This window comes from Pantoea sp. X-Soil-MYKO-1785 (assembly GCF_059730675.1).
Map to the genome: position 1 here is coordinate 3706315 of NZ_AP036000.1, position 24390 is coordinate 3730704.

Sequence of the window (24390 nt, forward strand, 5' to 3'; positions counted from 1 at the left end):
TACGATTGCGCGCTTTTTTGCCTGCGTTTTGATCTCTACAACATGTTGGGGAAAATAACGGTAACAGGCACAATTTATGCGCCAGGCCAGCCACTATGACAGGTTACCGTGCAGGCTGAGCATGCAATAGATCACCATTCCGGCCACCACCAGCCCGCCACCAAAACGGTGCAACAGGCGATCGGGCAGCTGCGTCATTGCCAGGATCATCCGGCGCCAGGCGCGCGGCATAAACATCGGGCCCAACCCTTCCAGCACTAATACCAGCGCCAGTGCCATCCAGATGCTTGTTTTCATACTGATACCCAAAAAAAAGGCCGACAACATTGTCGGCCTGTAGGTTATATCAGTTCTTAACGTGTCGCGTTAGAGGGCGCTTTCATATATCGGAAGAAGTCGCTGTCCGGGCTCAACACCATCACATCCTGATTGTCATTGAAGCTGTTTTCATAAGCTCGCAGGCTACGGATAAAGGCGTAGAAGTCCGGGTCCTGACTGAATGCCGCGGCAAACAGTCGCGCCGTCTCCGCATCGCCATCACCACGGGTAATCAGCGCTTCACGCTGGGCCTCGGCCAGGGTACGCGTTACCTGGTAATCAGCCTGGGCGCGCAGTTTTTCCGCCTCTTCCTGACCTTGTGAACGCTGGCTACGCGCTACCGCTTCACGCTCTGCACGCATACGGTTGAAGATCGCGTCAGAAACTTCGGTCGGCAGGTTGATCTGCTTAATCCGCACATCCACCACCTGAATACCTAACGCCGCCATACTGTTCGGGTTCGGTGCCGGTTCGCTGCTGTTGGTTTCACGTTCTACGCGGGCCGCTGCACTGGCAATCGCATCATCGGCGGCCGGGGTGGCGATTTCGTCATCGCTGCCTGCGGTACCGGTGTTCAGCGCATCACGCACGTCGGTGGTAAGACGACCACGCGAGTCGGTCACGATGTCTTTCACATCCAGACGACCCATTTCAGAACGCAGACGGTCGCTGAACTTACGTTTCAGCAGTACTTCTGCCTGAGAAACATCGCCGCCACCGGTGGCCAGGTAGTAACGACTGAAGTCGCTGATACGCCATTTGATGTAGGAATCAACGATCAGATCTTTCTTCTCTTTAGTGACGAAGCGATCGGCCTGGTTGTCCATGGTCTGAATGCGGGCATCCAGCGTTTTAACCGTTTCGAGGAATGGGATCTTGAAATGCAGACCCGGCTCAAACACCTGCGGTTTGTTTTCGTCGTCGCGCAGAACTTTACCGAAGCGCAGTACAATGCCGCGCTGACCTTCCTGCACCACAAACAGCGACGCATAGAGCGCCACCAGCACGACGATGATTAATACTACTATTGGCTTACGCATCGATTACTCTCTCCCTTCGCGCTGGCTGTCGTTGCGCAGAGCGTTAGCCCGACGCTGATCCATGATGCTGTCCGGACTGTATGACGACGTGTCACTGCGGCTGGCGCTGCGATCGGAGAGCGCAGGCTGCGCACCATTGCCCCCTTTCTGACCGTTGTGGCCGGTTGATGCCTGACCGCCACGCATCAGTTGATCGAGTGGCAGCACCATCAGGTTATTACCCCGATCGTTAACCAGCACTTTACGCGTGTGGCTGAGCACCCGTTCCATCGTTTCGATATAGAGACGCTCTTTGGTGATTTCCGGTGCCGCTTTGTACTCAGGCAGGATCTTGGCAAACCGCGCCACTTCACCCTGCGCTTCCAGTACCGTCCGCTCTTTATACGCGCGGGCCTCTTCCAGAATACGCTGCGCCTGACCGTTAGCACGCGGCTGAACTTCGTTGGCGTAGGCTTCCGCTTCGCGGACATACTGCTCGCGGTTTTCACGTGCGGCAATCGCGTCATCAAACGCGGACTTCACTTCTTCCGGTGGACGGGCCGCCTGGAAGTTAACGTCCAGCACCGCGATGCCCATATTGTAAGGGCGAATCGTTTCGTCGATTTCACGCTGGGTTTCGCTACGAACTACGGTACGGCCTTCGGTCAGGATACGGTCCATGGTAGAACGACCAATGACGCCGCGCAGTGCGCTGTCGGTCGCCTGACGCAGACTGTCATCCGCGCTGGTAACGGCATAAAGATAACGTTCCGGATCGGTAACCCGGTACTGGACGTTCATCTCAACCCGCACCACGTTCTCATCCGAGGTCAGCATCACGCCTGACGCGGCCAGTTCACGTACTGCTTCAACGTTAACCGCACGCACCTGATCGATAAAGGTCGGTTTCCAGTTCAGACCCGGCTCAACCAGATGACTGAACTTGCCGAAGCGCGTTACCACGCCACGTTCCGCTTCTTTGATGGTGTAGAAACCGCTTGCTGCCCAGATGACGACGGCTGCAACAGCTACAATACCAACAATTTTGCCGCCGCTGCCGGAGCCGCGCTGACCGTTGTCGTTCTGTTTGCCACCGCCCAGACCACCAAGCTTCTTGCTCAGCTTACGGAAGATATCATCCAGATCAGGAGGCCCGGATTCCCGTCCTCCTTTATTCCCCCCAGAGTTGCCGCCTTGATTATTGCTGCTTCCCCACGGGTCGCGGTCCTGTCCGTTATTTCCGGGCTGATTCCACGCCATGTCTCTACTCCATTTATTGTATTTGCGATTTTTACCCTTCATCTTTCGGATTGCAGCGGTGTTGGCTGCCTTCGCTCACCCCGTTCACTTACCTGCGTAAGCTCCCGGGGATTCACTCAGTTGCCGCCTTGCTGAAATCCGAAATACTCGGGTAACGCCTGCGTATTCGGGTCTGCAACGAAAGTGCGACAATCTTCAATTTTTAAGGTAAATGCGTTTGGGCAATATCAAACAATATAACTGGTCAGCGACGGTTCCTGTTTGCATAAGCGCAACCATTCAATGATTGGCATACGAATCTGCAATCCTACACTGCCGTCTTCCTGATTCCACTCTTTCTCAATCGCCTGCAACTGGTAGAAACGGCTGCGCAAGCGCCCCGCTTCGGGTGGCAGACGTAATTCGTATTGGGCAATTTCGCCCGACAGCCGCTCAGACAGCGCCTGCCATAATAACGGAATGCCAGCACCGGTCTGGGCAGACAGCCAGACGCGAATCGGCAGATTTTCTTCGTTACGATCGATGCGCGGTTCAAAGCCATCGAGCATATCGATCTTATTCATGACCAGTAAGGTGGGAATTTCGTCAGCGTCGATCTCTTCCAGTACGGTATCAACGGCTTCAATATTTTCCGTGACGCGAACGTCAGCACCGTCAATCACATGCAGCAGCAGCGTCGCCTGACGCGTCTCCTGCAGAGTCGCTTTAAAGGCAGCAACCAAATCGTGAGGAAGACGGCGGATAAAGCCGACCGTATCCGCCAGCACCACTTCACCGACATCGGCGACGTTCAGGCGGCGCAGCGTTGGATCAAGGGTCGCAAACAGCTGATCGGCGGCAAAGACGTTGGCTGAGGTCATGGCGTTAAACAGTGTCGATTTACCGGCGTTGGTATAACCGACCAGCGACACGGTTGGCACATCGGCCTTGGCGCGTGCCTGACGTCCCTGCTCACGCTGTTTCTCTACCCGTTCCAGACGGGATAAAATCTGGCTGATACGGCCGCGTAATAGGCGGCGGTCCGTTTCTAACTGTGTTTCACCCGGACCGCGTAAGCCGATTCCGCCTTTCTGGCGTTCAAGGTGCGTCCAGCCACGTACCAGACGCGTGGCAAGGTGGCGTAGCTGTGCCAGCTCAACCTGCAATTTACCTTCGTGGGTGCGTGCGCGTTGGGCGAAGATATCAAGAATTAAGCCGGTACGATCAATCACCCGGCATTCGCACAGGCGCTCGAGATTTCTTTCCTGAGCGGGCGTAAGGGCATGATCGAATAAGACGACCGATGCTCCTGTTGTTTTTACCGCATCGGCAATTTCAACGGCCTTTCCTTCACCGACAAAATACTTGGGATGTGGCGCTTTGCGGCTGCCAGTGACCACTTGCAGCGCGTCAACGCCAGCAGAAGAGACCAGGGTTTCAAACTCCTGAAGATCTTCTACTTCTTTGTCTTGGGAGAACCAGATGTGTACCAGTACGGCCTGCTCACCGGCATCATAACGGTCAAACAAGCTATAACCTCGCTAAAATAAAAGACCAGGACGGAAAACCATTTACGCTCTCCGGTCCTGGCTGTACGGCGACGCGTTATTCTGCGTTATCACCGTCTTGTTGTGGCTGTGGCTGCGCAGATGAGTTGCTGCCGCCATGATGATAATTGTTGCTGCCGCCACCGGTATTATTACTATGGTGAGAAACCGGGCGCGAAGGAACAACGGTAGAAATGGCGTGTTTATAAACCATCTGACTTACCGTGTTTTTCAGCAAAATTACAAACTGATCAAATGACTCAATCTGACCCTGCAGCTTGATACCGTTAACCAAATAAATCGAAACCGGAACACGTTCACGACGCAGTGCGTTCAAAAACGGGTCTTGTAATGATTGCCCCTTAGCCATTCTATCTTTTCCTTATATGCTTGTTGTTTGTTGCTCGTAGAACCTATGGTTCTGAAAAAACTGCGTAAAAATTTGCGCACGATAACCCGTCAATTGTACACAATCACCCATGCTTCGCACTAAGAACCTGTAGCACCTTGTCACGCGCCAGTTGGGGTTCGTCACTGTCGAGCCAGTGGACATTTTCCCAGCCGCGTAACCAGGTCATCTGGCGCTTAGCGAGTTGCCGGGTTGCGCAAATTCCCCGATAAACCATCTCGTCATAATCGATTTCGCCCGATAAATAAGACCACATCTGGCGATAGCCAACACAACGAATGGAAGGCATGTCCGTATGCAAATCACCTCGTGCAAACAGGGCCCGAGACTCCGCTTCAAATCCTGACGCTAACATCTGCTCAAAACGCAACGCGATGCGCTGATGTAACAGTTCACGGCTCGCGGGGGCGATGGCAAACTGGTACACGTCGTAGGGTAACGCTTCACCGGACGTTTTTGTCAGTTCCGTTAAAGTTTTACCCGAAATGAAAAAAACTTCCAGTGCTCGCGAAAGTCTCTGCGGATCATTCGGATGAATACGACTGCCGGCAACCGGGTCGATTTCACACAGCTGGCGGTGTAAAGCTTCCCAGCCTTTTTCACGCGCCGTTTGCTCTATCCGCTGACGAACCTCGGGATCGGCCGAGGGCAACGGCGACAATCCTTCAAGTAACGCCTTGAAGTAGAGCATGGTTCCACCAACAAGCAACGGAATTCGTCCGGCCTGAACGATATCCGCCATTTCTGCTAACGCATCACGTCGAAATTCCGCCGCCGAATAGGCTTCCGCGGGGTCGCGTATGTCCAGCAAACGATGGGGCGCCACTGCTAACTCCTCAGCCGACGGTTTCGCCGTGCCAATATCCATCTGACGATAGATTAAGGCAGAATCTACGCTGATTAGTTCCACTGGCAAATGCTTACGTAGCTCAATCGCTAACGCCGTCTTGCCAGACGCCGTGGGTCCCATCAAAAATATAGCCTTTGGCCGGCCAGCCTGGTTTAGTTCACTCATGCTTCAACGCGTCAATCGCGCTCTCAATCTCTATGGCCTGTATCAGACCTGAAGGCGGCGATTTTAATAGCTGTGGACAGAGCCGTTCCAGCTCAGCCAGCAGGTTAATCGCCTGTGAGTGATTCCAGTCAGATGACTCTGCATCCTGACGTCGCGCCAGCCACTGGGCCAGTTGCGTCGCAGAGTTATCTTGCTGCCGGGCGAGATAGCCTAACAGGTCAGGAATCAAGATTTGTAAATTTTGTGTTCGTAACGGTAAAGGAACCGCGCGCAGGGTCACATGGTCACCTTCCAGCTGCAGTTCTATTCCCATCTGATTGAGCAGACTGCTGTTTTTCTGTGCAGCCTGCCGTTCAGCCTCGGCAATTTTGAGCCGCACCGGAATCAGTAATGGCTGCGGTTTTAAGCCGGTTTCGCCGGGCTGAAGCTGCGCCTGTTTTACCCAGCGCGCCGCCACCGGCAGCGCCAGCAGCAGCAGTTTCTGGTCCTGCTCCAGCAGCGCATAGTGGTGATGCAGCACCGTCAGTACCCGGCCAAAACTCTGCGCATGCGCCGCCAGCGGTGACGCTTTGACGACGGCACGCGGTGCCGGTTCAGCAGGCTGTGCCGGTGGCGCACTGCCGGTGGGGGTTTTCAGCAGCTGCTGATAGACAGCACCTTCCCGCTGACGATAACCGCTCTCTTTGCTTTGCCAGGCTGGAGCGGGTCCCGACGCCGAAGCTGCCGGCGCTGGCTCGCTGCGACGCGCGGCGGGCTGTGAAAAATGGTTTCCCCCGGCCGCCTGACGATTCTCGGGCTGCCAGCGCGGCGCGGGTTCTTCCGCCTGCCGTGTCGGCAGTACCGGGGCCGCGCTCGCCTGTAACACGCTCATCACGCCCTGATAGATAAAATCATGCACCAGCCGCGACTGATGAAACCGCACCTCATGTTTTGCCGGATGAACGTTGACATCCACCTGGTGCGGATCGATTTCCAGATAGAGCACATAGGCAGGCTGCTGATCCTCCTGCAGCTGGGTCTGGAAAGCCTGACGGATAGCATGATTGATCAGTTTATCCCGCATCATGCGGCCGTTTACGTAGCAATACTGCAGGTCGCTGACCTGACGCGAACCGGTCGGATCGGCCACCCAGCCGCGCAGCGACAGATCGTCGTGCTGCCAGTCGATGCGTAACGCATGCTGCATGAAGGTGACGCCACAGATAGACGCCAGCCGCCGTTCGCGCTGACTCTCATCACTGACCGCCCGATACTGACGCATCATTTTGCCGTTGTGACTGAGCGAAATCGCCACGTCAAAGCGAGCCAGCGCGATGCGGCGTATCACTTCATCGATGTGACCGAACTCGGTTTTTTCGGTACGCATGAATTTGCGGCGCGCCGGGGTGTTGTAAAACAGATCCAGCACTTCCAGCGTGGTGCCGCACGGATGCGCAGCAGGCTTAACCGTCACCGCCATATCGCGCCCTTCGGCATAGGCCTGCCAGGCTTCAGTTTGATCGGCGGTGCGCGAGGTCAGGGTCAGGCGAGAGACCGAGCTGATACTGGCCAGCGCTTCGCCCCGGAAACCGAGGCTCATGATCGCCTCCAGATCATCCAGTGAGGCAATCTTGCTGGTGGCATGGCGGGCCAGCGCCATCGCCAGTTCGCTTTTTACGATGCCGCACCCGTTGTCACGGATGCGTATCAGCTTCGCGCCGCCCTTTTCAATCTCAACATCAATGCGCGTTGCGCCAGCATCAAGGCTGTTTTCCACCAGCTCTTTCACAACCGATGCAGGACGCTCGACCACTTCACCCGCCGCAATCTGGTTTGCCAGTTGCGGCGGTAAAATTTGTATCGGCATGGTGGATATCCTTTTAGCTGATAGCCCGGCGCAGTGGCCGGGCGAACATTCAGGATGCAGGAATTTTAAGGTTCTGCCCCAACATCACGTTGGTCGACTTCAGATTATTGGTCTGCATTATCGCTTTCGGACTGACGCCGTAGTGGGCGGCAATACCGGTCAGCGAGTCGCCGCGCACCACTTTATGCCGGACTATGCCGCCGCGCGTAGAGGCTCGGTTGGTCCGGCTGGCGGCAGCGCTGGCCGGCACTTTCAGGCGCTGTCCAACCCACACCACATCTCGCTTCAGCGTATTCATCTCGCGCAGGGTGGCCATGCTAACGCCGTACTTCGCGGCGATGCCCGACAGCGTCTCGCCGCGCGTCACCGTATGACGCTGAATAGCACCGGTATACTGCGTCACGCCGGTCGCCGGATTGCTGGCGACGCTAACCGCTGGCGACGAGTCCAGCGGCCGGTTTTCCTCCTTTGGGATGGATTGCAGCGGGTGCGCCAGGAAATAAGTGCGCAGACCTTTATAGATCGACTGCGCAATCTTATCCTGGTGTGCGCTACTGCCAAGCAGTCGCTCCTCCGAGGAATTACTGATAAAGCCGGTTTCCACCAACAGCGAAGGAATATCCGGCGAACGCAGCACGCCAAGGCTGGCATGCTCTGGTAAGCGTTTATGCAGCGAGGTGACGCCGCGTAATTGCTGTAATACCCGCTGGGCAATGTCATAACCGACGCGCTGTGAATGACCAAACTGCAGGTCGAGCACCGCCTGGCTGAGATAAGGGTCCGCCTGACTGTTCGCCAGCAGATCGCCTGCGCCGCCCAGCAGTTCAGACTGCTTCTCTTTCTGCTCCAGCCAGTTTGCCATCTCACTGTTGGCACGACGGTTTGACAACACCCAGACCGACGCACCGGTCGCCGCATGGCTTGGCGCGGCATCGGCGTGAATAGAAACCAGCACGTTGGCGTTGGCTTTACGCGCCACGTCAGAACGGCCCATCACCGAGATAAAATAGTCGCCATCACGGGTCAGTACGCCTTTAAACATCGGGTCGTTGTTCAGCAACACCCGCAGCTTACGGGCGATAGCGATGGTGACATTCTTCTCTTTCAGTCCGCGCTGTCCGATAGCGCCGGGGTCCTGACCGCCGTGCCCGGCATCAATCGCCACAATCACCGTGTCGTTGCGGCTGACTGTGCTGCCCGGACGTACCGTGCTGGCTGTGCTGGTGACGGCGGTAACCGGATTGGCATTAAACGGGTTGGCGGCGGCGCTCTGAACCGGGGCGCGGACCGGCGCAGGATCCGGCTTCGGTGCCGGGCGGGTTACCGCCGGCCGTGAACCGGTAATGGTAAATACCACGCTGTAGCTGCTGCCGTTACGCTGCGTTACCGCCCGGGTTTTGCCCGGCTGCGTCAGTTCAAACACCAACCGTACGCTCTGTTTATCTTTTGGCGTGCTGGTGCGGATGCGCTTTACAATGTTTTCTCCGCTGAAGTTCAGCGGCAGTCCCTGCACCACACCGCTCTGGCGCACGTCCAGCACCACCCGATCCGGGTTGCGCAGCGGGAAGAAGCCATACACCGGCTGCCCGGCAAAGTTCAGGGTCACCGTGGCCTGGTTATCGCCATTGGCGACTTTGATATCCGACAGGGTGGCCGCGAACAGCGGCGTGCAGACCAGCAGCAGCAGGGTCATCAGGGCTAATTTCATCCGTGACTTCATGCCGGGTCCCTGTGTTGTGTGAGTGAGGTCATCCACTGCTCTGCCTGCGGCGTGTGGGCCGCCAGCTCCGCTTCACGCGCATCATCAACATAGCGCAGGGTTAAGGAGAGATCGGGCGGCGGCAGAAACCCTTCGCCCTGCTGTGGCCATTCGACCAGACAGATGGCGTCACCGCTGAAATAGTCGCGGATGCCCATAAATTCCAGCTCTTCCGGGTCGGCCAGTCGATAGAGGTCAAAATGATAAAGTGAGCGCTCACCCAGGGTATAAGGCTCAACCAGCGTGTAGGTCGGGCTTTTTACGTTGCCCTGATGACCCAGCGCCTGCAGAAAGCCGCGGCTGAAGGTGGTTTTACCCGCCCCCAGATCGCCATAGAGATAAATGACCGCCGCGTTGCCACAGGCACGCGCCAGTTGAGCGCCCAAACCGAGCGTAGCCGCCTCATCGGGCAAAGAAATAACACAGGTCTTCATGCTTCTTGATTCATCTCAGGATTAACAAATTGCCACAGCAGCTCAAGTAAATCTGTTGCCAGCATACCGCGCGTGCCACGTTGTGCGGCCACCGCATCCGCTGCCGCACCGTGTGCGACGCAGCCGGCACAGGCCGCATCAAACAGCGTCAGTTTCTGCCCCATCAGCGAGGCGATAATCCCACTCAGGAGATCGCCCATGCCGCCGGAGGCCATGCCAGCATTGCCTACATCGGCAAACGCCATTTCACCCTGCTCGCTGGCGATCAGTGTTCCGGCACCTTTCAGTACCACCACGCCACCGTAGCGCTGGGCTAAGCTCTGCGCTGCATGTAAGCGGTCACTCTCAACTTCACTGGTCTTGATGTTGAGCAAGCGCGCTGCTTCGCCAGGATGCGGCGTAATGATGCGATTCTGACGTTTCTCTGCACTGATTGCCAGCAGGTTAAGTGCATCCGCATCCCAAAGCATCGGCTTTTCGCTTGCCGCGACCCGTTCCAGCGCCCGGTTGCCCCACTCACGCTGCCCCAGGCCCGGTCCAATCGCAATCACATCAGCCCATTCCAGCGCCGCGCTGAGCTGTTCATCGGTCAGCTCATCGACCATGATTTCCGGCCGCGCCGTCAGGATCGGGATAATATTATCTTTGTGAGTAAGTACTCGCACTAGCCCGCTACCGCTGCGTAACGCCGCTTCTGCCGTCATCCGAACCGCGCCGGCGGTACCGGCATCGCCACCCACCACCAGCAGGCGGCCGTGATCGCCTTTGTGCGAGGTCGGCTTACGCGGTCTGAGCCACTGGGTGAGCGCGCTGGCATCATAGCGCGCCATCGGGGCGGTTTCCGCCGCCAGAAAAGCCTGCAGGCCGAGATCGGCATAGAACAGCTCGCCGATATAGTCCCGCGCTTTACCGGTAATCTGGCCCGGCTTAAGCGCCACCACGCTCAGGGTGTGCGTGGCCTGTATTACCTCGCCGGGCGCGCTGCCGGTGCTGGCAACTAGTCCGGACGGCATGTCGATAGCGAGGATCGGCGCAGCATGAGCATTCGCCTGCTGTATCAGGGTGCGGTAAGGTTCGCCCGGCGCGCGATTAATGCCGGTTCCCAGCAGCGCATCAACGATCACCCCGACCTGCTCTGGCCAGGCGGCATCGGCGGCATGAATTTCGCCGCCCGCATCCAGCCAGGCGTCCCGGGCGCGTTGCGCCTCCTCGGGCAGCGGTTTCTCATCGTCACAGGCCAGCAGTGTGACCTGCCGGCCCGCCGCCTGCCCCAGACGAGCCACCACGTAGCCATCGCCGCCGTTATTGCCATGACCACACAGAATCAGCCAGTGTCGGGCGTCAGGCCAGCAGGCGGTAAGGTGTTCATAGGCTGCCTGTCCGGCGCGCAGCATCAGTTCATATAAAGTGATGCCGAGCGCATCAGCACCTTCACGCTCCAGTTGCGCCACGGCCTGCGCAGGCCAGACAGAATATGGTAAACTGCGGCTGTTTTTCTTCGAACCCTGGTCACTCATGTCATACCCTCTCGATCTTCATCAACTCGCACAACAGATTAAACAGTGGGGATTGGATCTCGGCTTTCAGCAGGTCGGCATCACCGATACCGATCTGAGTGCGGAAGAGCCGCGTCTTCAGGCGTGGCTGGACAAGCAATATCATGGCGAGATGGAGTGGATGGCGCGCCACGGTATGATGCGGGCGCGTCCGCATGAACTGCTACCCGGTACGCTGCGCGTCATCAGCGTTCGCATGAACTACCTGCCAGCCAAAGCGGCTTTTGCCAGTACGCTGAAAAATCCCCGACTGGGCTATGTCAGCCGTTATGCCCTCGGTCGTGATTACCACAAAGTATTGCGCAATCGACTGAAAAAGCTCGGAGAAATGATCCAGCAGCATTGCGGTGAGCTTAATTTCCGGCCATTTGTTGACTCCGCCCCGCTGCTTGAGCGCCCGCTGGCGGCTAAAGCGGGACTGGGCTGGACCGGTAAACACTCTTTGATTCTCAATCGTGAGGCGGGTTCATGGTTTTTCCTCGGCGAGCTGCTGATCGATCTGCCGCTGCCGGTGGATACGCCTCAGCCGGAGCAGTGTGGACGCTGCGTCGCCTGCATGACCATCTGCCCGACCAACGCCATCGTTGAACCCTATGTGGTCGATGCGCGGCGCTGCATCTCCTATCTCACCATCGAACTGGAAGGGGCCATTCCGGAAGAATTCCGTCCGCTGATGGGCAACCGGATTTATGGCTGTGACGATTGTCAGCTGATCTGTCCGTGGAATCGTTACGGGCAGCTCAGCGATGAAAGCGACTTTTCGCCACGCGCCGCCCTGCATGCGCCCGAACTGATCGATTTGTTTCAATGGGATGAAGCGAAGTTTCTGCGCATTACGGAGGGATCGGCGATTCGGCGCATCGGTCATTTACGCTGGCTGCGCAATATCGCTGTGGCGCTGGGTAATGCGCCCTGGTCGCCCGGGATTATTACGGTGCTGGAACAGCGGCTGGGTGAGAGTGATTTGCTGGATGAGCACATTCAGTGGGCCATCGCCCGGCAGCAGGATAAGCGTCAACAGGTGGTTATCGACGTGCAGCCCGCGCAGCAAAAGCGCCTGGTTCGTGCAGTTGAGAAGGGGTTACCGCGTGATGCATGAGTGTACAGCCAGCCCGCAGAATTGCGTTTTCCACATGCTGTGAATAAAAATAAAAAGCCGTTGTCATTCAACTGCCATAAGGCTGATAACGCAGGTAAATAACAATCTGAAATATTTTCATATTGTTAATTATCAACCAGTTAACGAAAAGTTGTGTTTATTTAATAATGAGTCTATCGCTTCGGTTAACAGATAAAGCTGTGGATAACTCTGTTCAAAAGCATTTTACAGATCGGGGTATATGGCGCAAATGATGGGGTGCAGCGCTGTGGATAACCTTCTGGAAACTATCCTGGCCCGCAACAATTAATAACCTGGTAATTGGCTTGATAGGGTCTGACGTAAAACTGGAGCGGGAAACGAGACTCGAACTCGCGACCCCGACCTTGGCAAGGTCGTGCTCTACCAACTGAGCTATTCCCGCATAGAAGGGCACTGCTAAAAAATCTGGAGCGGGAAACGAGACTCGAACTCGCGACCCCGACCTTGGCAAGGTCGTGCTCTACCAACTGAGCTATTCCCGCAAAGAGGGTACTGCTAATTAAATCTGGAGCGGGAAACGAGACTCGAACTCGCGACCCCGACCTTGGCAAGGTCGTGCTCTACCAACTGAGCTATTCCCGCGCCTTGTACCGTTAATAAATTCTTCACCGGTACGGGGTGCGCATTATACGAGAAATCGTTGCTGCTGCAAGCCTCTGAAAGCAAAATTTTGCGCTTTCAGCGCGATTGCCGATTAAATCAGCAACCTGGTGATTTCCTGCGCACCCATTGTCGATTAAAGCTGCAAAAAGTGCTCGCGGTAGTAAGCCAGCTCCGCCACTGACTCGCGAATGTCATCCAGCGCCTGATGCGAACCGCTCTTTTTGAAGCCGGGCAGGATGTCGGGCTTCCAGCGGCGCGCCAGCTCTTTCAGCGTGCTGACGTCCAGATAGCGATAGTGGAAGTAGGCTTCCAGTTCAGGCATATATTTGAACAGGAAACGCCGATCCTGGCCAATGCTGTTGCCGCAAATCGGCGAGGTGTTGGCCGGTACCCACTGTTGCAGGAAGGCAATGGTCGCCAGCTCCGCCGCCCGATCGTCAATCTGGCTCGCCTTCACCCGTTCCACCAGCCCGCTGCTGGTATGGGTGCGGACATTCCAGTCGTCCATCAGGGCCAGTTGTGCATCGGACTGGTGCACCGCCATTACCGGGCCTTCCGCCAGGATGTTTAAATTGGCGTCCGTTACCAGGGTAGCAATCTCAATAATGCGATCGCGCTCCGGATCCAGTCCGGTCATCTCAAGATCAATCCAGATCAGATTCTGTTCATTTCCAGTAGCCATGCTGTTTCCTGCGGTTGCTGTAGTCGTCATTCAGGATGAATAAGGTGTATCATAGACGTTTTGCCCAGCCGGGCGAAATCTGGCTAACGCTGTGAGGGTGAGTGAGCAAAAATAAACTGTCGAAGGGCCAACAACGTCGCGTAAGCGCTAACCACGATCGCCGTCTCAACCAACGCAGAGAGCGTCCGGATGCGGATGATAATCTGTTTGGTGAAACTGCAGATGGGGTCGTTGTCAGCCGTTTTGGCATGCACGCCGATGTCGAGGACAGCGCAGGCGTCGCCCACCGCTGCAATATTCGCCGCACGATCCGCTCGCTGGTAACCGGCGACCGCGTGATGTGGCGTCCGGCGCTGAGCGGCGGCAAAGGCATTGTCGAGGCGGTGCATGAACGCACCAGCGTGTTAACCCGTCCCGATTTTTATGACGGCGTGAAACCGATCGCCGCCAATATCGATCAGATCATTATCGTGTCGGCGATCCTGCCGGAACTGTCACTTAACATCATTGACCGCTATCTGGTCGCCAGCGAAACGCTGGATATCGAACCGTTGCTGGTGCTGAACAAAACCGATCTGCTGGATGACAAGGCACGCGCTTTTGTTGATCAACAGATGGATATTTATCGCGAGATTGGTTATCGGGTGGTGATGGTGTCCAGCCGGGCGAAAAACGGCCTTGATGAGCTGGAAGCGGCGTTAACTGACCGCGTCAGCATCTTCGCCGGCCAGTCGGGCGTCGGCAAATCCAGCCTGCTAAATGCCCTGCTCGGCCTTGATAAAGAGGAGCAGGTCGCCATTCTGACCAATGAAGTGTCGGATGGCTCCGGACTGGGCCAGCACACCACCACCGCCTCGCGCTTGTATCACTTCCCGCATGGCGGCGACGTGATCGATTCGCCTGGGGTGCGGGAGTTCGGTTTATGGCACCTTGAACCGGAACAAATCACCCGTGGATTTGTCGAATTTCGGGCCTACCTCGGCGATTGCAAATTCCGTGACTGTAAGCACGGCAGCGATCCCGGCTGTGCGATCCGTGAAGCGGTAGAACAGGGAAAAATCAACGTTTCCCGTTTCGATAACTATCACCGCATTCTGGAAAGCATGGCGCAGGTAAAAACGCGTAAAAATTTCCCTGACGGCGAGAGTTAACCGGTATAACCGCGTCCTGAGTTCAGATTTCATCCGCCGCGCGGTGCGACCCACAGCAAGGTGTCGCCGGGCTACAGTGCCACGCGCGGATCGGCCTGTGGCCGACGATTCGCCGCGCGCCATAAATCGGCTATAGTCGCCATCTGACCGGGGCGCTGCTACAATCCGCTCCCTTTTTTATCAACGTCATGAAAATAGCCAGGAGGCTAAGGTGTTTGATCGTTTGAAACTCGGCTTGAATCATATTCTCCCGAAGAAATGGCTGACTGAACTCGCCGGTTGGGGCGCCAGTCGCCGCGGTGGTTGGTTGACCAAACTGGTCATTGACATCTTTGTCTGGTTTTACAAAGTCGACATGGCGGAAGCGCGTAAGCCAGACACCGCCAGCTATCGCACCTTTAACGACTTCTTCGTCCGTCCGTTAAAAGACGATGCGCGTCCGGTGGATGCTGACGCCAACCTGATCGCCCTGCCCGCTGATGGCGCAATCAGCCAGCTCGGCCACATTGATGGCGACCAGATTTTCCAGGCGAAAGGTCATCACTACACGCTTGAAGCCCTGCTGGCCGGCAATGAGCAGATGGCCGCCCGCTTTGTCGACGGCGAATTCGTCACGACCTATCTGGCGCCGCGCGACTATCACCGGGTGCATATGCCGTGCAACGGCATCCTGCGTGAGATGATTTACGTACCCGGCGATCTCTACTCGGTCAACCCGCTGACCGCGCGCAACATTCCTAACCTGTTTGCCCGTAATGAGCGCGTTATCTGCTATTTCGAAACCGATATCGGACCGATGGTGCAGATTCTGGTCGGAGCCACCATTGTCGGCAGCATCGAGACGGTATGGGCCGGTACCATTACGCCGCCGCGTGAAGGGGTGATTAAGCGCTGGCATTATCCGGCAGCGGATGATGAAGGAGCGGTGGTGCTGCTGAAAGGCCAGGAAATGGGCCGCTTCAAGCTGGGCTCGACCGTCATCAACCTGTTCGCACCTGGCCGGGTTAAACTGGCTGAAAGCCTCGAAGCTGAGAGCAAAACCCGTCTGGGCCAACCGCTGGCGATTGCCCTGCCGGTAGCAACAGACGTTTCCGACGTTATCGTCGACTAAGTTGAGTATCTCCTGTGCGTTCGATTCTCCTCCTGCTGCTGAGCCTGTGGCTCAGCAGCCCGGCCTTTGCGGCCAGCCTGCCTGACGCCAGCCAGCTTAAACAGCAACTGGAAGAGACCAAAGCCGCCAAAAGCTCACCGGCCCAGGCGGAACAAATCCAGTCGATTGAAGCGGCGTTAAACTTCCTCTCTGAACGTGATGACTCGCTGGAGCGCGCCGCGCAATACCAGCAGGTTATCGACGATTTTCCGCGGCTGGCACGCGAGTTACGCCAGCAGATCGCCACGATGGGCGACAGCGCGAAAACCGTGCGCAGCAACATGAGCAGCGCCGAACTGGACCAGGAAATTCTGCAGGTCAGCAGTCAACTGCTGGAAGAGGGTCGCCAGGCGCAGCAGGAGCAGGATCGGGCACGCGAGATCAGCGACTCCCTGTCGCAGTTGCCGCAGCAGCAGACCGAAGCGCGCCGTGCCATGACCGAAAGTGAGCGTCGTTTGCAGGGGGCCAGCAACAGCGCCTCGCCGCAGGGCCAGCTGCAACTGGCGGCGCGTCAGGCGGAAAATGCCGCCAATAAAGCCCGGGTCGATGAGCTGGAGCTGGCGCAGCTCTCCGCCAACAACCGTCAGGAACTGGCGCGGATGCGGGCCGAAGTGCACCAGCGTAAGGCTGCCCAGCTGGATAACTATCTGCAGGCACTGCGCAATCAGCTCAACGATCAACGTCAGCGTGAAGCCGAACTGGCGCTGGCGCGTACCGAACAGCTGGCCGAAAACAGTGGTGATTTGCCACCAGCAATCAGCGATCAATTCCGCATTAACCGCGATCTCTCCGTCGCCCTGAATCAGCAGGCGCAGCGGATGGATCTGGTGGCGTCGCAGCAGCGACTGGCGACCAATCAAATTATTCAGGTGCGTCAGGCGCTCTCTACCCTGCGCGAACAGTCACAGTGGCTGGGCGCGTCCAATCTGCTGGGCGAAGCGCTGCGGGCCCAGGTGGCGCGCCTGCCGGAAATGCCAAAGTCGCAGCAGATTGATAATGAGATGGCCCAGCTGCGGGTTCAGCGTCTCTCTTATGAAGATCTGCTGGAGCGCCAGGAGGCGCTACGAAAGGGTCACCAGGCCGATGGTCAGCCCTACACCAGCGAACAGAAGCGCATCCTTGATGCCCAGCTTCGCACCCAGCGCGAACTGCTTAATTCGCTGATCTCCGGTTGCGATACCTTGATCCTGGAGATCACCAAGCTGAAGGTCGGCAATACACAGCTGCAGGATGCGCTGACCGAAGTGAAAGATGCCACCCACCGTTATCTGTTCTGGACCGCCGACGTTAGCCCGATCGGCCTGAGTTACCCGCTCGATCTGGCTAAGGATCTGTCGCGTCTGCTGTCGCTGGATACGCTGGGCCAGCTCGGCAAAGCGATGGCCATGATGTTCACCAGCCGCAGCACCGTACTGCCGATCATTGGCGCCCTGCTGCTGGTCGGCTTTAGTATCAGCTCACGGCGTCACTTCAATGCCTTCCTTGAGCGCTCCGCCAGTAAAGTCGGCAAAGTAACGCAGGATCGCTTCCGGCTCACTATCCGTACCGTTTTCTGGTCGATTCTGGTGGCGCTGCCGCTGCCGGTACTGTGGGGGACGCTGGGTTATGGACTGCAGAACGCCTGGCCCTACCCGATTGCGGTCGCCATTGGTGACGGGATTACCGCGACGCTGCCACTGCTGTGGGCCTTTATGATCAGCGCCGCCTTTGCCCGCCCGAACGGACTGTTTATCGTTCATTTCCGCTGGCCGCAAAACCGCGTGGCGCGTGCCATGCGCTATTACTCCCTGAGTATCGGGCTGATTGTGCCGCTGATCATGCTGTTAATCGCCTTCAGCAATCTGGAAGATCGCCAGTTCTCCTCGTCACTGGGACGTCTCTGCTTCATCCTGATCTGCGGTGCGATCAGCATCGTTACCGTCAGCCTGAAACGCGCCGGTATTCCGCTCTATCTGGATAAAGAGGGCAACGGCGACAACATGGTCAACCGCATGTTGTGGAACCTGATGATCGCCATGCCGCTGATGGCGGCCCTCGCCTCGGCGATCGGTTATCTGGCGACGGCGCAGGCGTTGCTGGCAAGGCTGGAAACTTCGGTAGCTATCTGGTTCCTGCTACTGGTGATCTATCACATCATCCGCCGCTGGATGCTGATTCAGCGGCGTCGTCTCGGCTTTGATCGCGCCCGTCAGCGTCGTGCTGACATGCTGGCTAACCGTGCGCGCAGTGAAGAAGAGAAAGAGCAAGGCGCACAGAATACCGACGCGATTGAAATCGAAGAGCCGGTGATCGATCTGGATGCCATCAGTGCTCAGTCCCTGCGGCTGGTGCGCTCAATCCTGACGCTGATTGCGCTGGTGTCGGTGATCGTACTGTGGTCGGAGATCCACTCCGCGTTCGGCTTCCTGGAGAATATTCAGCTGTGGGATGTCAGCACCTCGGTGCAGGGCGTGGAGTCTATCCAGCCGATTACGCTGGGCTCGGTGCTGATCGCCATTCTGGTGTTTATTATCACCACCCAACTGGTGCGTAATATGCCAGCGCTGCTGGAGCTGGCGCTGTTGCAGCACCTTAACCTGACGCCCGGTACCGGCTACGCCATCACTACCCTGACCAAATATCTGCTGTTGCTGATTGGCGGACTGATTGGCTTCTCGCTGATTGGTATTGAGTGGTCGAAGTTGCAGTGGCTGGTCGCCGCGCTGGGTGTCGGACTGGGTTTTGGTTTGCAGGAAATTTTCGCCAACTTTATTTCGGGTCTGATCATCCTGTTTGAGAAACCGATTCGTATCGGCGATACCGTTACCATTCGCGATCTGACTGGCAGCATTACCCGCATCAATACGCGCGCCACCACCATTACCGACTGGGACCGCAAAGAGATAATTGTGCCGAATAAGGCTTTTATCACCGAGCAGTTTGTTAACTGGTCGCTGTCAGATTCGGTGACGCGCGTGGTGCTGACTATCCCGGCACCGGCGAAGGTGAGCAGTGAAGAGGTGACCACCATCCTGAAGCAGGCGGCTGAACGTTGCAGTTATGTGCTGGATTCGCCGCCGCCGGAAGTGTTCCTGGTCGATTTACAGCAGGGGATCCAGCTGTTCGAACTGCGTGTGCATGCAGCCGAGATGGGACATCGCATGCCGCTGCGTCACGAACTGCATCAGCTGATTCTGAGCGGATTTGAGCAGCACGGCATCGAGATGCCGTTCCCGCCTTTCCAGATGCGAATGGAAACGCTGGGCAAGAAACTGCCGGCCAGCAACGGGACACCGGCCGCACGCGCCTATAAATCAGGCGGCCTGTAAACGACAACGCCCGGCTAAGCCGGGCGTTGTTGGATTCAGGCGGCGATTACTGCTTCACAAATGCTTCGCCCTGCTCGATATCTTTCTTCAGCGTTTCCAGCATGCCGTTCAGCGCCTGCTGTTCGAAAGCGCTCAGGGTGCCAATCGGCTTGCGTTCGGCAATGCCGTTTTTACCCAGCAGCAGCGGCTGTGAAAAGAAACGCGCATATTCGCCGTCCCCTTCTACGTAAGCACACTCCACCACGTTAGCCTCGCCGTTAAGCGCCCGCACCAGCGACAAGCCGAAGCGAGCCGCAGCCTGCCCCATCGACAGCGTCGCAGAACCGCCACCGGCTTTGGCCTCAACCACTTCGGTTCCGGCATTCTGGATGCGTTTGGTGAGGTCAGCTACTTCCTGCTCGCTAAAGCTGACGCCTGAAACCTGCGACAACAGCGGCAGGATGGTCACGCCGGAATGACCGCCGATAACCGGCACCTCAATCTCGCCAGGCTGTTTGCCTTTCAGCGCCGCGACAAAGGTATTGGCACGAATAATATCCAGCGTGGTGACGCCGAACAGACGATTTTTGTCATAGACGCCGTGTTTTTTCAGGACTTCAGCCGCAATCGCCACCGTAGTATTGACCGGATTGGTGATCACACCGATTAACGCTTTGGGCGCGGTGGTCGCCACCTGGTCAATCAGGTTACGCACAATGCCGGCGTTAACGTTGAACAGGTCGGCGCGGTCCATACCGGGTTTGCGTGCCACACCGGCAGAAATCAGTACCACATCGGCACCCTGCAATGCTGGCGTGGCGTCTTCTCCACTAAATCCCTTGATCGCCACCGCAGTCGGAATATGGCTGAGATCGACGGCAACGCCCGGTGTCACCGGCGCGATGTCATACAGTGAAAGTTCTGAACCTGCGGGAAGCTGGGTTTTGAGTAGAAGTGCGAGCGCCTGGCCTATGCCGCCAGCGGCACCGAGTACGGCAACTTTCATTCTTAACTCCTTATTAAGGTGGGGCAGAGAAGAGCCGGAATTCCATCTGTGTCAGACCTTAATCAACTGCTCAGGTGATGACGCGTATCCGTTGTCAATTCTACGTGTTTTCACACGCGATCGCCGGATTCATAAGTTACTTATCATCTTAATACCTGAATGACCGACAACTTTGCCGTCGGCAGACAGAGAACGGCTACGTGCGTTTTCTGTTACTACACCACCAATAATATAACAACTTTGCAACCTTCGCCTTTCGGCGCTGTGACAGGGGTTTTGGTCTGGGACGATTTCTTTGCTATTATCGCCGCCCGCTAGCCGCCCGAACCCTGCTCATCAATCAACCGATTGCATAAAAATGCATTTAAATGCATAATCACCACTCTGCCGCGGGCGGATGTGCGGTTATTCCCTCTATTTATTGGTAACCTATGCGAAACCCATCGAAACAAGACGATCTGATCAAGGCTTTCAAAGCCTTATTAAAAGAAGAAAAATTCAGTTCCCAGGGCGAAATCGTTCAGGCGCTCCAGGATGAAGGCTTCGAGAACATTAACCAGTCAAAGGTTTCTCGTATGCTGACCAAGTTTGGCGCGGTACGCACCCGTAATGCCAAGATGGAGATGGTTTACTGCTTGCCCGCCGAGCTTGGCGTGCCGACTACCACCAGCCCGTTAAAAAATCTGGTGCTCGACATCGATTACAACGATGCGCTGGTCGTGATTCATACCAGCCCAGGCGCCGCGCAGCTGATTGCGCGCCTGCTTGACTCGCTGGGTAAATCAGAAGGCATCCTCGGCACCATCGCTGGCGATGACACTATCTTTATTACCCGCGCGCGCGACTTTACGGTTAAGCAGCTGCACGGGGCGATTCTTAACCTGTTTGAACAGGAACTCTGATAACGAGGCTGTTGATCGGGCCGCGCGCGACCGGTCAACAGCCCTTTCTGCCCGCCCCTGCCTCTTTTCCGGCCTCATCCTGTTTTAAAACAAATAGTTAGCCCGCACTTCGACCTGCTTTCGTCTTTGAAAATATTGGTCATACCTTTTGGTCTGCTTAACCTTTTGCGGTATTTTACACTGCTTTACATCACTACTCTGGCGTCATTACCCAGATCTAAATCAAAGACCAGTCTGATCGACCAGGGATTTTCGCACAAAAAGATAAATTGGTTTATCTCCCTGTTTTTGCAATAAAAAACGGCGAAAAGGTCATTTTTCCGCCGTTTTTTATAACGTTGAGTTATTAAAAGTAGCCATAAGGATAAAGAATCACAAAAAAACATTATTAGCGGGGTATTAATTTCTTACGTTATTAGTTCTATACTTCTTTTCGTGATGCAAATCACACCAACTAAAAAGATAAAAATTGACGACGAGGAAAAATATATGAACGTAAAAACGACTATCGCCACCCTGAGCATTCTCTCTGCCCTCTCTTTTGGTGCTGTAGCAGCAGAATCTGTCACAGCCGCACAGGCTCAGGATCTGCAACCGGCGGGTACCATTAGCGTCAGCGGCGTTGCGGGCTCACCGATGGAAATTAATCAGCAGTTGAGCGAAAAAGCCGATCAGCAGGGTGCAAAAGCCTACCGCGTGATTGAGGCGTACAACAACGGTAACTATCACGCTACCGCCCGTCTGTACAACTAAGTTCAGCCCAACCCCATATCGCCAGTAGCCCACTTTTTGATGCGCGGTTATGCGCCTCGGTGGGAAACGGCAACACAGTTCAGGAGAGTTGACCATGAAAACCACATTCGCTATTGCCGTACTCGGTCTGGCTTCGCTGTTCTCAGTGGGAGCCAGCGCAGCCAGCCTGGTTTCTAACCAGCAGGCACAGAGCCAGAATCTGCAGCCGATGAATCAGACTATCAGCGTCAGCGGTCGTGACGGAGATCAGACCAATATCCGTCAGGTTCTGTCAGAGAAAGCGGATGCGCAGGGCGCCAGCCACTATCGCATCATCGAAAACAACCAGGATGACACCTATCACGTCACCGCTGAGCTGTATAAATAATTAACCGTTATGACGCCGTGAAAGGCGCCTGAGAGACCAGAGTCGACGACCCGCTTCTTCTTTTCACCGCAGGTTGTTGAACGTATTGAGGAGACGAAAAATGAAAATCAAAACAACCATCGCTACAGTCAGCCTGCTTTCCGTTATGGCGTTCGGTGCATCTGCCGCCCAGCTGGTAACCGGCGAGCAAGCGCAGACTCTGCAGCCTGCGGGCACCGTAACCATCAGCGGTACAGCGGGAGCCCCGATGGATTATCGCGCTGAGCTGTCTCAGAAAGCCGATGAACAGGGTGCCAGCGCTTATAAAGTGATTGAAGCGCGCACCGGTGATAACTATCACTTCACCGCTCAGCTGTATAAATAATTCCTCGTCAGATTCATGACGAACCCTTTGGCCCCGCTCGCCGGGGCCCTTTTTCATCTGACGTTAAAATGCAGCTGGCCTTCCAGCTCCTCTTCCGCTTCATCAAACAGCAGAATCAGCGCGCCATAACGTCGTCGCTGCCCTTTCCCCAGGTTCACAAACTCTATTTCCAGCGGCATCGGCAATGATTCGCCGGTGACCACATCCCATAATCCATCCAGGTCGCAGATCCGCCGCTCCTCCAGCGAAAAACGCTCGCTGAACTGGCGAAAGAAGTGGGCCTGATCGACGATCTCATTGAAATCAAAACGCTCGGTTTTCATGCTGACGGCTCCCATGCTCCGTCTGCGGGCGACCCGCGCCGCCCGTTCATATCCGCTAGCCCAAACCGCCGAGGTGCAGCGCTTTGACCTCCAGATACTCTTCCATGCCCAGCACTGAACCTTCGCGGCCCAGGCCAGACTCTTTCACGCCACCAAACGGCGCCAGTTCGGTCGATACCGCGCATTCGTTAATGCCGATCATGCCGCTTTCCAGCGCGGCAGAGACGCGGAATACCCGCTGCAGGTTCTGGGTGTAGAAGTAGGCGGCCAGACCGAACGGCGTATCGTTGGCACGGCGAATCACCTCATCTTCGTCATCGAAACGAAAGCAGGCCGCGACCGGACCAAAAGTCTCTTCCTGCGCCAGCTGCATCCCTTCGTGCGCCTCGGTAATGACCGTCGGTTGCCAGAAGTTGCCGCCCAGCGCGTGGCGTTCACCACCGGCCAGCAGTTTGCCGCCTTTGGCGACCGCGTCCTTCACGTGCTGCTCCACTTTTTCCAGCGCAGAGGCTTCAATCAGCGGTCCGACAATCACCCCTTCCTCCATGCCGTTGCCCACTTTCAGCTTGTTCACTTCCTCTGCCAGCTGGCGGGTAAAACGGTCATAGATGGCGTTATGAATGTAGAAGCGGTTAACGCTGACGCAGACCTGGCCTGCATTACGGAATTTGTTGGCGATAGCCCCCTGCACCGCCGCATCGATATCCGCATCCTCGAATACAATATAAGGCGCATTACCGCCCAGCTCCATTGAGACCTTTTTCATGGTTTCTGCCGCATTGCGCATCAGCAGCTTGCCGACCTCTGTCGAGCCGGTGAACGAGATTTTACGCACCGCTTTGCTGGCCATGATGGCGTCACTGATGGCATGCGTATCACCTGCCACCGCGTTGAGCACGCCATCCGGCACGCCCGCCTGTTTCGCCAGCGCCAGCAGCGCGAAGGCCGAGAGTGGCGTGTTGTTCGCCGGTTTAATGATGCCGGTACAGCCAGCGGCCAGCGCCGGCCCCAGTTTGCGGGTCAGCATCGCCATCGGGAAATTCCACGGCGTGATGGCGGCGACGACGCCAATCGGTTCACGCGTTGCCAGAATGCGGGAACCCGGTTTGGCTGGTGGAATAATTTCGCCGTTGGCGCGTTTTGCCTGTTCGGCAAACCACTGGATAAAGCTGGCGGCATACTCGACTTCGCCTTCCGCCTCTTTCAGCGGTTTACCCTGCTCGGCGGTCATCAGCTGGCCCAGCCAGCGTTTGTTTTCAATCATCAGCTGATACCAGCGATAAAGGATTTCAGCGCGCGCTTTGGCCGTCCGGGCACGCCAGGCGGGGAAGGCCCGCTCGGCGGCGGCTATCGCCTGTTCGGTTTCTGCTTTGCCCGCTTTAGCGACCTGCGCGATCACCTCGCCGGTGGCGGGATTGGTGACGTCAAACATGGTGGAGGTGCGATGCCATTGGCCATCGGCTAAATAGCCAGTCTGGAATAGTTCGCTTGATTGCAGTGATGTCATTGATTCGCTCCT

The 24390-nt window shown here is 56.5% G+C and carries 22 protein-coding genes and 3 tRNA genes; 8 read left to right on the plus strand and 17 right to left on the minus strand.

Annotated features, from left to right (window positions below; genetic code table 11):
• Positions 1 to 93: 93 nt before the first annotated feature.
• The 10 genes from AC6I8D_RS17520 to nnr all read right to left on the minus strand — a co-directional run bounded on the left by AC6I8D_RS17520 (position 94) and on the right by nnr (position 11103).
• Complete coding sequence (locus AC6I8D_RS17520; RefSeq protein WP_312053311.1) at positions 94 to 297, minus strand: DUF2065 domain-containing protein; 204 nt, start codon at positions 295 to 297, stop codon at positions 94 to 96.
• 56 nt (positions 298 to 353) lie between these two features.
• Complete coding sequence (hflC, locus tag AC6I8D_RS17525) at positions 354 to 1358, minus strand: protease modulator HflC (RefSeq protein ID WP_312053313.1); 1005 nt, start codon at positions 1356 to 1358, stop codon at positions 354 to 356.
• 3 nt (positions 1359 to 1361) lie between these two features.
• Positions 1362 to 2597, minus strand: coding sequence for an FtsH protease activity modulator HflK (gene hflK, locus AC6I8D_RS17530; RefSeq protein WP_312053314.1), 1236 nt, complete (start codon positions 2595 to 2597; stop codon positions 1362 to 1364).
• 227 nt (positions 2598 to 2824) lie between these two features.
• Positions 2825 to 4105: a ribosome rescue GTPase HflX gene (gene hflX, locus AC6I8D_RS17535; RefSeq protein WP_497820539.1), complete on the minus strand. Its 1281-nt coding sequence runs from the start codon at positions 4103 to 4105 to the stop codon at positions 2825 to 2827.
• A gap of 76 nt (positions 4106 to 4181) precedes the next feature.
• Complete coding sequence (gene hfq, locus AC6I8D_RS17540; protein WP_279771160.1) at positions 4182 to 4493, minus strand: RNA chaperone Hfq; 312 nt, start codon at positions 4491 to 4493, stop codon at positions 4182 to 4184.
• Positions 4494 to 4596: 103 nt separating this feature from the next.
• Complete coding sequence (gene miaA / locus AC6I8D_RS17545; RefSeq protein WP_312053320.1) at positions 4597 to 5547, minus strand: tRNA (adenosine(37)-N6)-dimethylallyltransferase MiaA; 951 nt, start codon at positions 5545 to 5547, stop codon at positions 4597 to 4599.
• Positions 5540 to 7393 (minus strand): DNA mismatch repair endonuclease MutL, encoded by a 1854-nt coding sequence (gene mutL, locus AC6I8D_RS17550; RefSeq protein ID WP_312053322.1) that lies wholly within the window; start codon positions 7391 to 7393, stop codon positions 5540 to 5542. Before mutL ends, miaA begins: the two co-directional genes overlap by 8 nt.
• 49 nt (positions 7394 to 7442) lie before the next feature.
• Positions 7443 to 9113 carry an N-acetylmuramoyl-L-alanine amidase AmiB gene (gene amiB, locus AC6I8D_RS17555; RefSeq protein ID WP_312758720.1) on the minus strand — a complete coding sequence of 557 codons (1671 nt, stop codon included), beginning with the start codon at positions 9111 to 9113 and terminating at the stop codon, positions 7443 to 7445.
• On the minus strand, positions 9110 to 9586 hold the full coding sequence (gene tsaE / locus AC6I8D_RS17560) for a tRNA (adenosine(37)-N6)-threonylcarbamoyltransferase complex ATPase subunit type 1 TsaE (RefSeq protein ID WP_312053325.1): 477 nt from the start codon (positions 9584 to 9586) through the stop codon (positions 9110 to 9112). Before tsaE ends, amiB begins: the two co-directional genes overlap by 4 nt.
• Positions 9583 to 11103 carry a bifunctional ADP-dependent NAD(P)H-hydrate dehydratase/NAD(P)H-hydrate epimerase gene (nnr, locus tag AC6I8D_RS17565; RefSeq protein ID WP_312758722.1) on the minus strand — a complete coding sequence of 507 codons (1521 nt, stop codon included), beginning with the start codon at positions 11101 to 11103 and terminating at the stop codon, positions 9583 to 9585. Before nnr ends, tsaE begins: the two co-directional genes overlap by 4 nt.
• Here nnr and queG point away from each other — a divergent pair.
• Entirely contained in the window at positions 11102 to 12241 is a 1140-nt protein-coding gene (queG, locus tag AC6I8D_RS17570; RefSeq protein WP_312758724.1) for a tRNA epoxyqueuosine(34) reductase QueG, read from the plus strand. The two genes, nnr and queG, sit on opposite strands and share 2 nt — an antisense overlap.
• Before the next feature lie 348 nt (positions 12242 to 12589).
• Here the strand turns inward: queG and AC6I8D_RS17575 are convergent.
• The 4 genes from AC6I8D_RS17575 to orn form a co-directional block, all read right to left on the minus strand.
• A tRNA-Gly gene (locus tag AC6I8D_RS17575) sits at positions 12590 to 12665 on the minus strand.
• Between the two features lie 24 nt (positions 12666 to 12689).
• Positions 12690 to 12765: transfer RNA gene (locus AC6I8D_RS17580), tRNA-Gly, on the minus strand.
• Between the two features lie 24 nt (positions 12766 to 12789).
• Positions 12790 to 12865 (minus strand) — tRNA-Gly (locus AC6I8D_RS17585).
• A 154-nt stretch (positions 12866 to 13019) separates the two neighbouring features.
• The gene (gene orn / locus AC6I8D_RS17590; RefSeq protein WP_312053330.1) at positions 13020 to 13568 is read right to left on the minus strand and encodes an oligoribonuclease; all 549 of its coding nucleotides are present in this window, start codon (positions 13566 to 13568) and stop codon (positions 13020 to 13022) included.
• Positions 13569 to 13669: 101 nt separating this feature from the next.
• Between orn and rsgA the strand changes: the two genes are divergently transcribed.
• The 3 genes from rsgA (at position 13670) to mscM (ending at position 19177) form a co-directional block, all read left to right on the plus strand.
• Complete coding sequence (rsgA, locus tag AC6I8D_RS17595; RefSeq protein WP_312053331.1) at positions 13670 to 14719, plus strand: small ribosomal subunit biogenesis GTPase RsgA; 1050 nt, start codon at positions 13670 to 13672, stop codon at positions 14717 to 14719.
• A gap of 211 nt (positions 14720 to 14930) precedes the next feature.
• Positions 14931 to 15830 carry an archaetidylserine decarboxylase gene (gene asd / locus AC6I8D_RS17600; protein WP_031375108.1) on the plus strand — a complete coding sequence of 300 codons (900 nt, stop codon included), beginning with the start codon at positions 14931 to 14933 and terminating at the stop codon, positions 15828 to 15830.
• A 14-nt stretch (positions 15831 to 15844) separates the two neighbouring features.
• Positions 15845 to 19177 (plus strand): miniconductance mechanosensitive channel MscM, encoded by a 3333-nt coding sequence (mscM, locus tag AC6I8D_RS17605; RefSeq protein ID WP_312053333.1) that lies wholly within the window; start codon positions 15845 to 15847, stop codon positions 19175 to 19177.
• 46 nt (positions 19178 to 19223) lie between these two features.
• Here the strand turns inward: mscM and mdh are convergent, their stop codons facing one another.
• Entirely contained in the window at positions 19224 to 20162 is a 939-nt protein-coding gene (mdh, locus tag AC6I8D_RS17610) for a malate dehydrogenase (RefSeq protein WP_312053335.1), read from the minus strand.
• 431 nt (positions 20163 to 20593) lie between these two features.
• Here mdh and argR point away from each other — a divergent pair, with 431 nt between their 5' ends.
• From argR to yhcN (AC6I8D_RS17630), 4 genes are all read left to right on the plus strand, one after another.
• Positions 20594 to 21064: a transcriptional regulator ArgR gene (gene argR, locus AC6I8D_RS17615; RefSeq protein ID WP_031375110.1), complete on the plus strand. Its 471-nt coding sequence runs from the start codon at positions 20594 to 20596 to the stop codon at positions 21062 to 21064.
• A 489-nt stretch (positions 21065 to 21553) separates the two neighbouring features.
• Positions 21554 to 21817, plus strand: a complete 264-nt coding sequence (gene yhcN / locus AC6I8D_RS17620) for a peroxide/acid stress response protein YhcN (RefSeq protein ID WP_031375112.1) — start codon at positions 21554 to 21556, stop codon at positions 21815 to 21817.
• Positions 21818 to 21911: 94 nt separating this feature from the next.
• Positions 21912 to 22184: a YdgH/BhsA/McbA-like domain containing protein gene (locus tag AC6I8D_RS17625; protein WP_312053337.1), complete on the plus strand. Its 273-nt coding sequence runs from the start codon at positions 21912 to 21914 to the stop codon at positions 22182 to 22184.
• A gap of 100 nt (positions 22185 to 22284) precedes the next feature.
• On the plus strand, positions 22285 to 22548 hold the full coding sequence (yhcN, locus tag AC6I8D_RS17630; protein WP_312053339.1) for a peroxide/acid stress response protein YhcN: 264 nt from the start codon (positions 22285 to 22287) through the stop codon (positions 22546 to 22548).
• A gap of 53 nt (positions 22549 to 22601) precedes the next feature.
• Here yhcN (AC6I8D_RS17630) and AC6I8D_RS17635 read toward each other — a convergent pair whose 3' ends face one another.
• Positions 22602 to 22871 (minus strand): barstar family protein, encoded by a 270-nt coding sequence (locus AC6I8D_RS17635; protein ID WP_312053341.1) that lies wholly within the window; start codon positions 22869 to 22871, stop codon positions 22602 to 22604.
• 55 nt (positions 22872 to 22926) lie between these two features.
• Positions 22927 to 24378: an NAD-dependent succinate-semialdehyde dehydrogenase gene (locus AC6I8D_RS17640; protein ID WP_497820540.1), complete on the minus strand. Its 1452-nt coding sequence runs from the start codon at positions 24376 to 24378 to the stop codon at positions 22927 to 22929.
• Positions 24379 to 24390: the final 12 nt, after the last annotated feature.

Bases quoted from the DNA above. Each gene is read 5' to 3' on its own strand.
- AC6I8D_RS17520 (WP_312053311.1), bottom strand. From the start codon at position 297: ATGAAAACAAGCATCTGGATGGCACTGGCGCTGGTATTAGTGCTGGAA.
- hflC (WP_312053313.1), bottom strand. From the start codon at position 1,358: ATGCGTAAGCCAATAGTAGTATTAATCATCGTCGTGCTGGTGGCGCTC.
- hflK (WP_312053314.1), bottom strand. From the start codon at position 2,597: ATGGCGTGGAATCAGCCCGGAAATAACGGACAGGACCGCGACCCGTGG.
- hfq (WP_279771160.1), bottom strand. From the start codon at position 4,493: ATGGCTAAGGGGCAATCATTACAAGACCCGTTTTTGAACGCACTGCGT.
- miaA (WP_312053320.1), bottom strand. From the start codon at position 5,547: ATGAGTGAACTAAACCAGGCTGGCCGGCCAAAGGCTATATTTTTGATG.
- mutL (WP_312053322.1), bottom strand. From the start codon at position 7,393: ATGCCGATACAAATTTTACCGCCGCAACTGGCAAACCAGATTGCGGCG.
- amiB (WP_312758720.1), bottom strand. From the start codon at position 9,113: ATGAAGTCACGGATGAAATTAGCCCTGATGACCCTGCTGCTGCTGGTC.
- tsaE (WP_312053325.1), bottom strand. From the start codon at position 9,586: ATGAAGACCTGTGTTATTTCTTTGCCCGATGAGGCGGCTACGCTCGGT.
- queG (WP_312758724.1), top strand. From the start codon at position 11,102: ATGTCATACCCTCTCGATCTTCATCAACTCGCACAACAGATTAAACAG.
- nnr (WP_312758722.1), bottom strand. From the start codon at position 11,103: ATGAGTGACCAGGGTTCGAAGAAAAACAGCCGCAGTTTACCATATTCT.
- orn (WP_312053330.1), bottom strand. From the start codon at position 13,568: ATGGCTACTGGAAATGAACAGAATCTGATCTGGATTGATCTTGAGATG.
- mdh (WP_312053335.1), bottom strand. From the start codon at position 20,162: ATGAAAGTTGCCGTACTCGGTGCCGCTGGCGGCATAGGCCAGGCGCTC.
- argR (WP_031375110.1), top strand. From the start codon at position 20,594: ATGCGAAACCCATCGAAACAAGACGATCTGATCAAGGCTTTCAAAGCC.
- yhcN (WP_031375112.1), top strand. From the start codon at position 21,554: ATGAACGTAAAAACGACTATCGCCACCCTGAGCATTCTCTCTGCCCTC.
- AC6I8D_RS17625 (WP_312053337.1), top strand. From the start codon at position 21,912: ATGAAAACCACATTCGCTATTGCCGTACTCGGTCTGGCTTCGCTGTTC.
- yhcN (WP_312053339.1), top strand. From the start codon at position 22,285: ATGAAAATCAAAACAACCATCGCTACAGTCAGCCTGCTTTCCGTTATG.
- AC6I8D_RS17635 (WP_312053341.1), bottom strand. From the start codon at position 22,871: ATGAAAACCGAGCGTTTTGATTTCAATGAGATCGTCGATCAGGCCCAC.
- AC6I8D_RS17640 (WP_497820540.1), bottom strand. From the start codon at position 24,378: ATGACATCACTGCAATCAAGCGAACTATTCCAGACTGGCTATTTAGCC.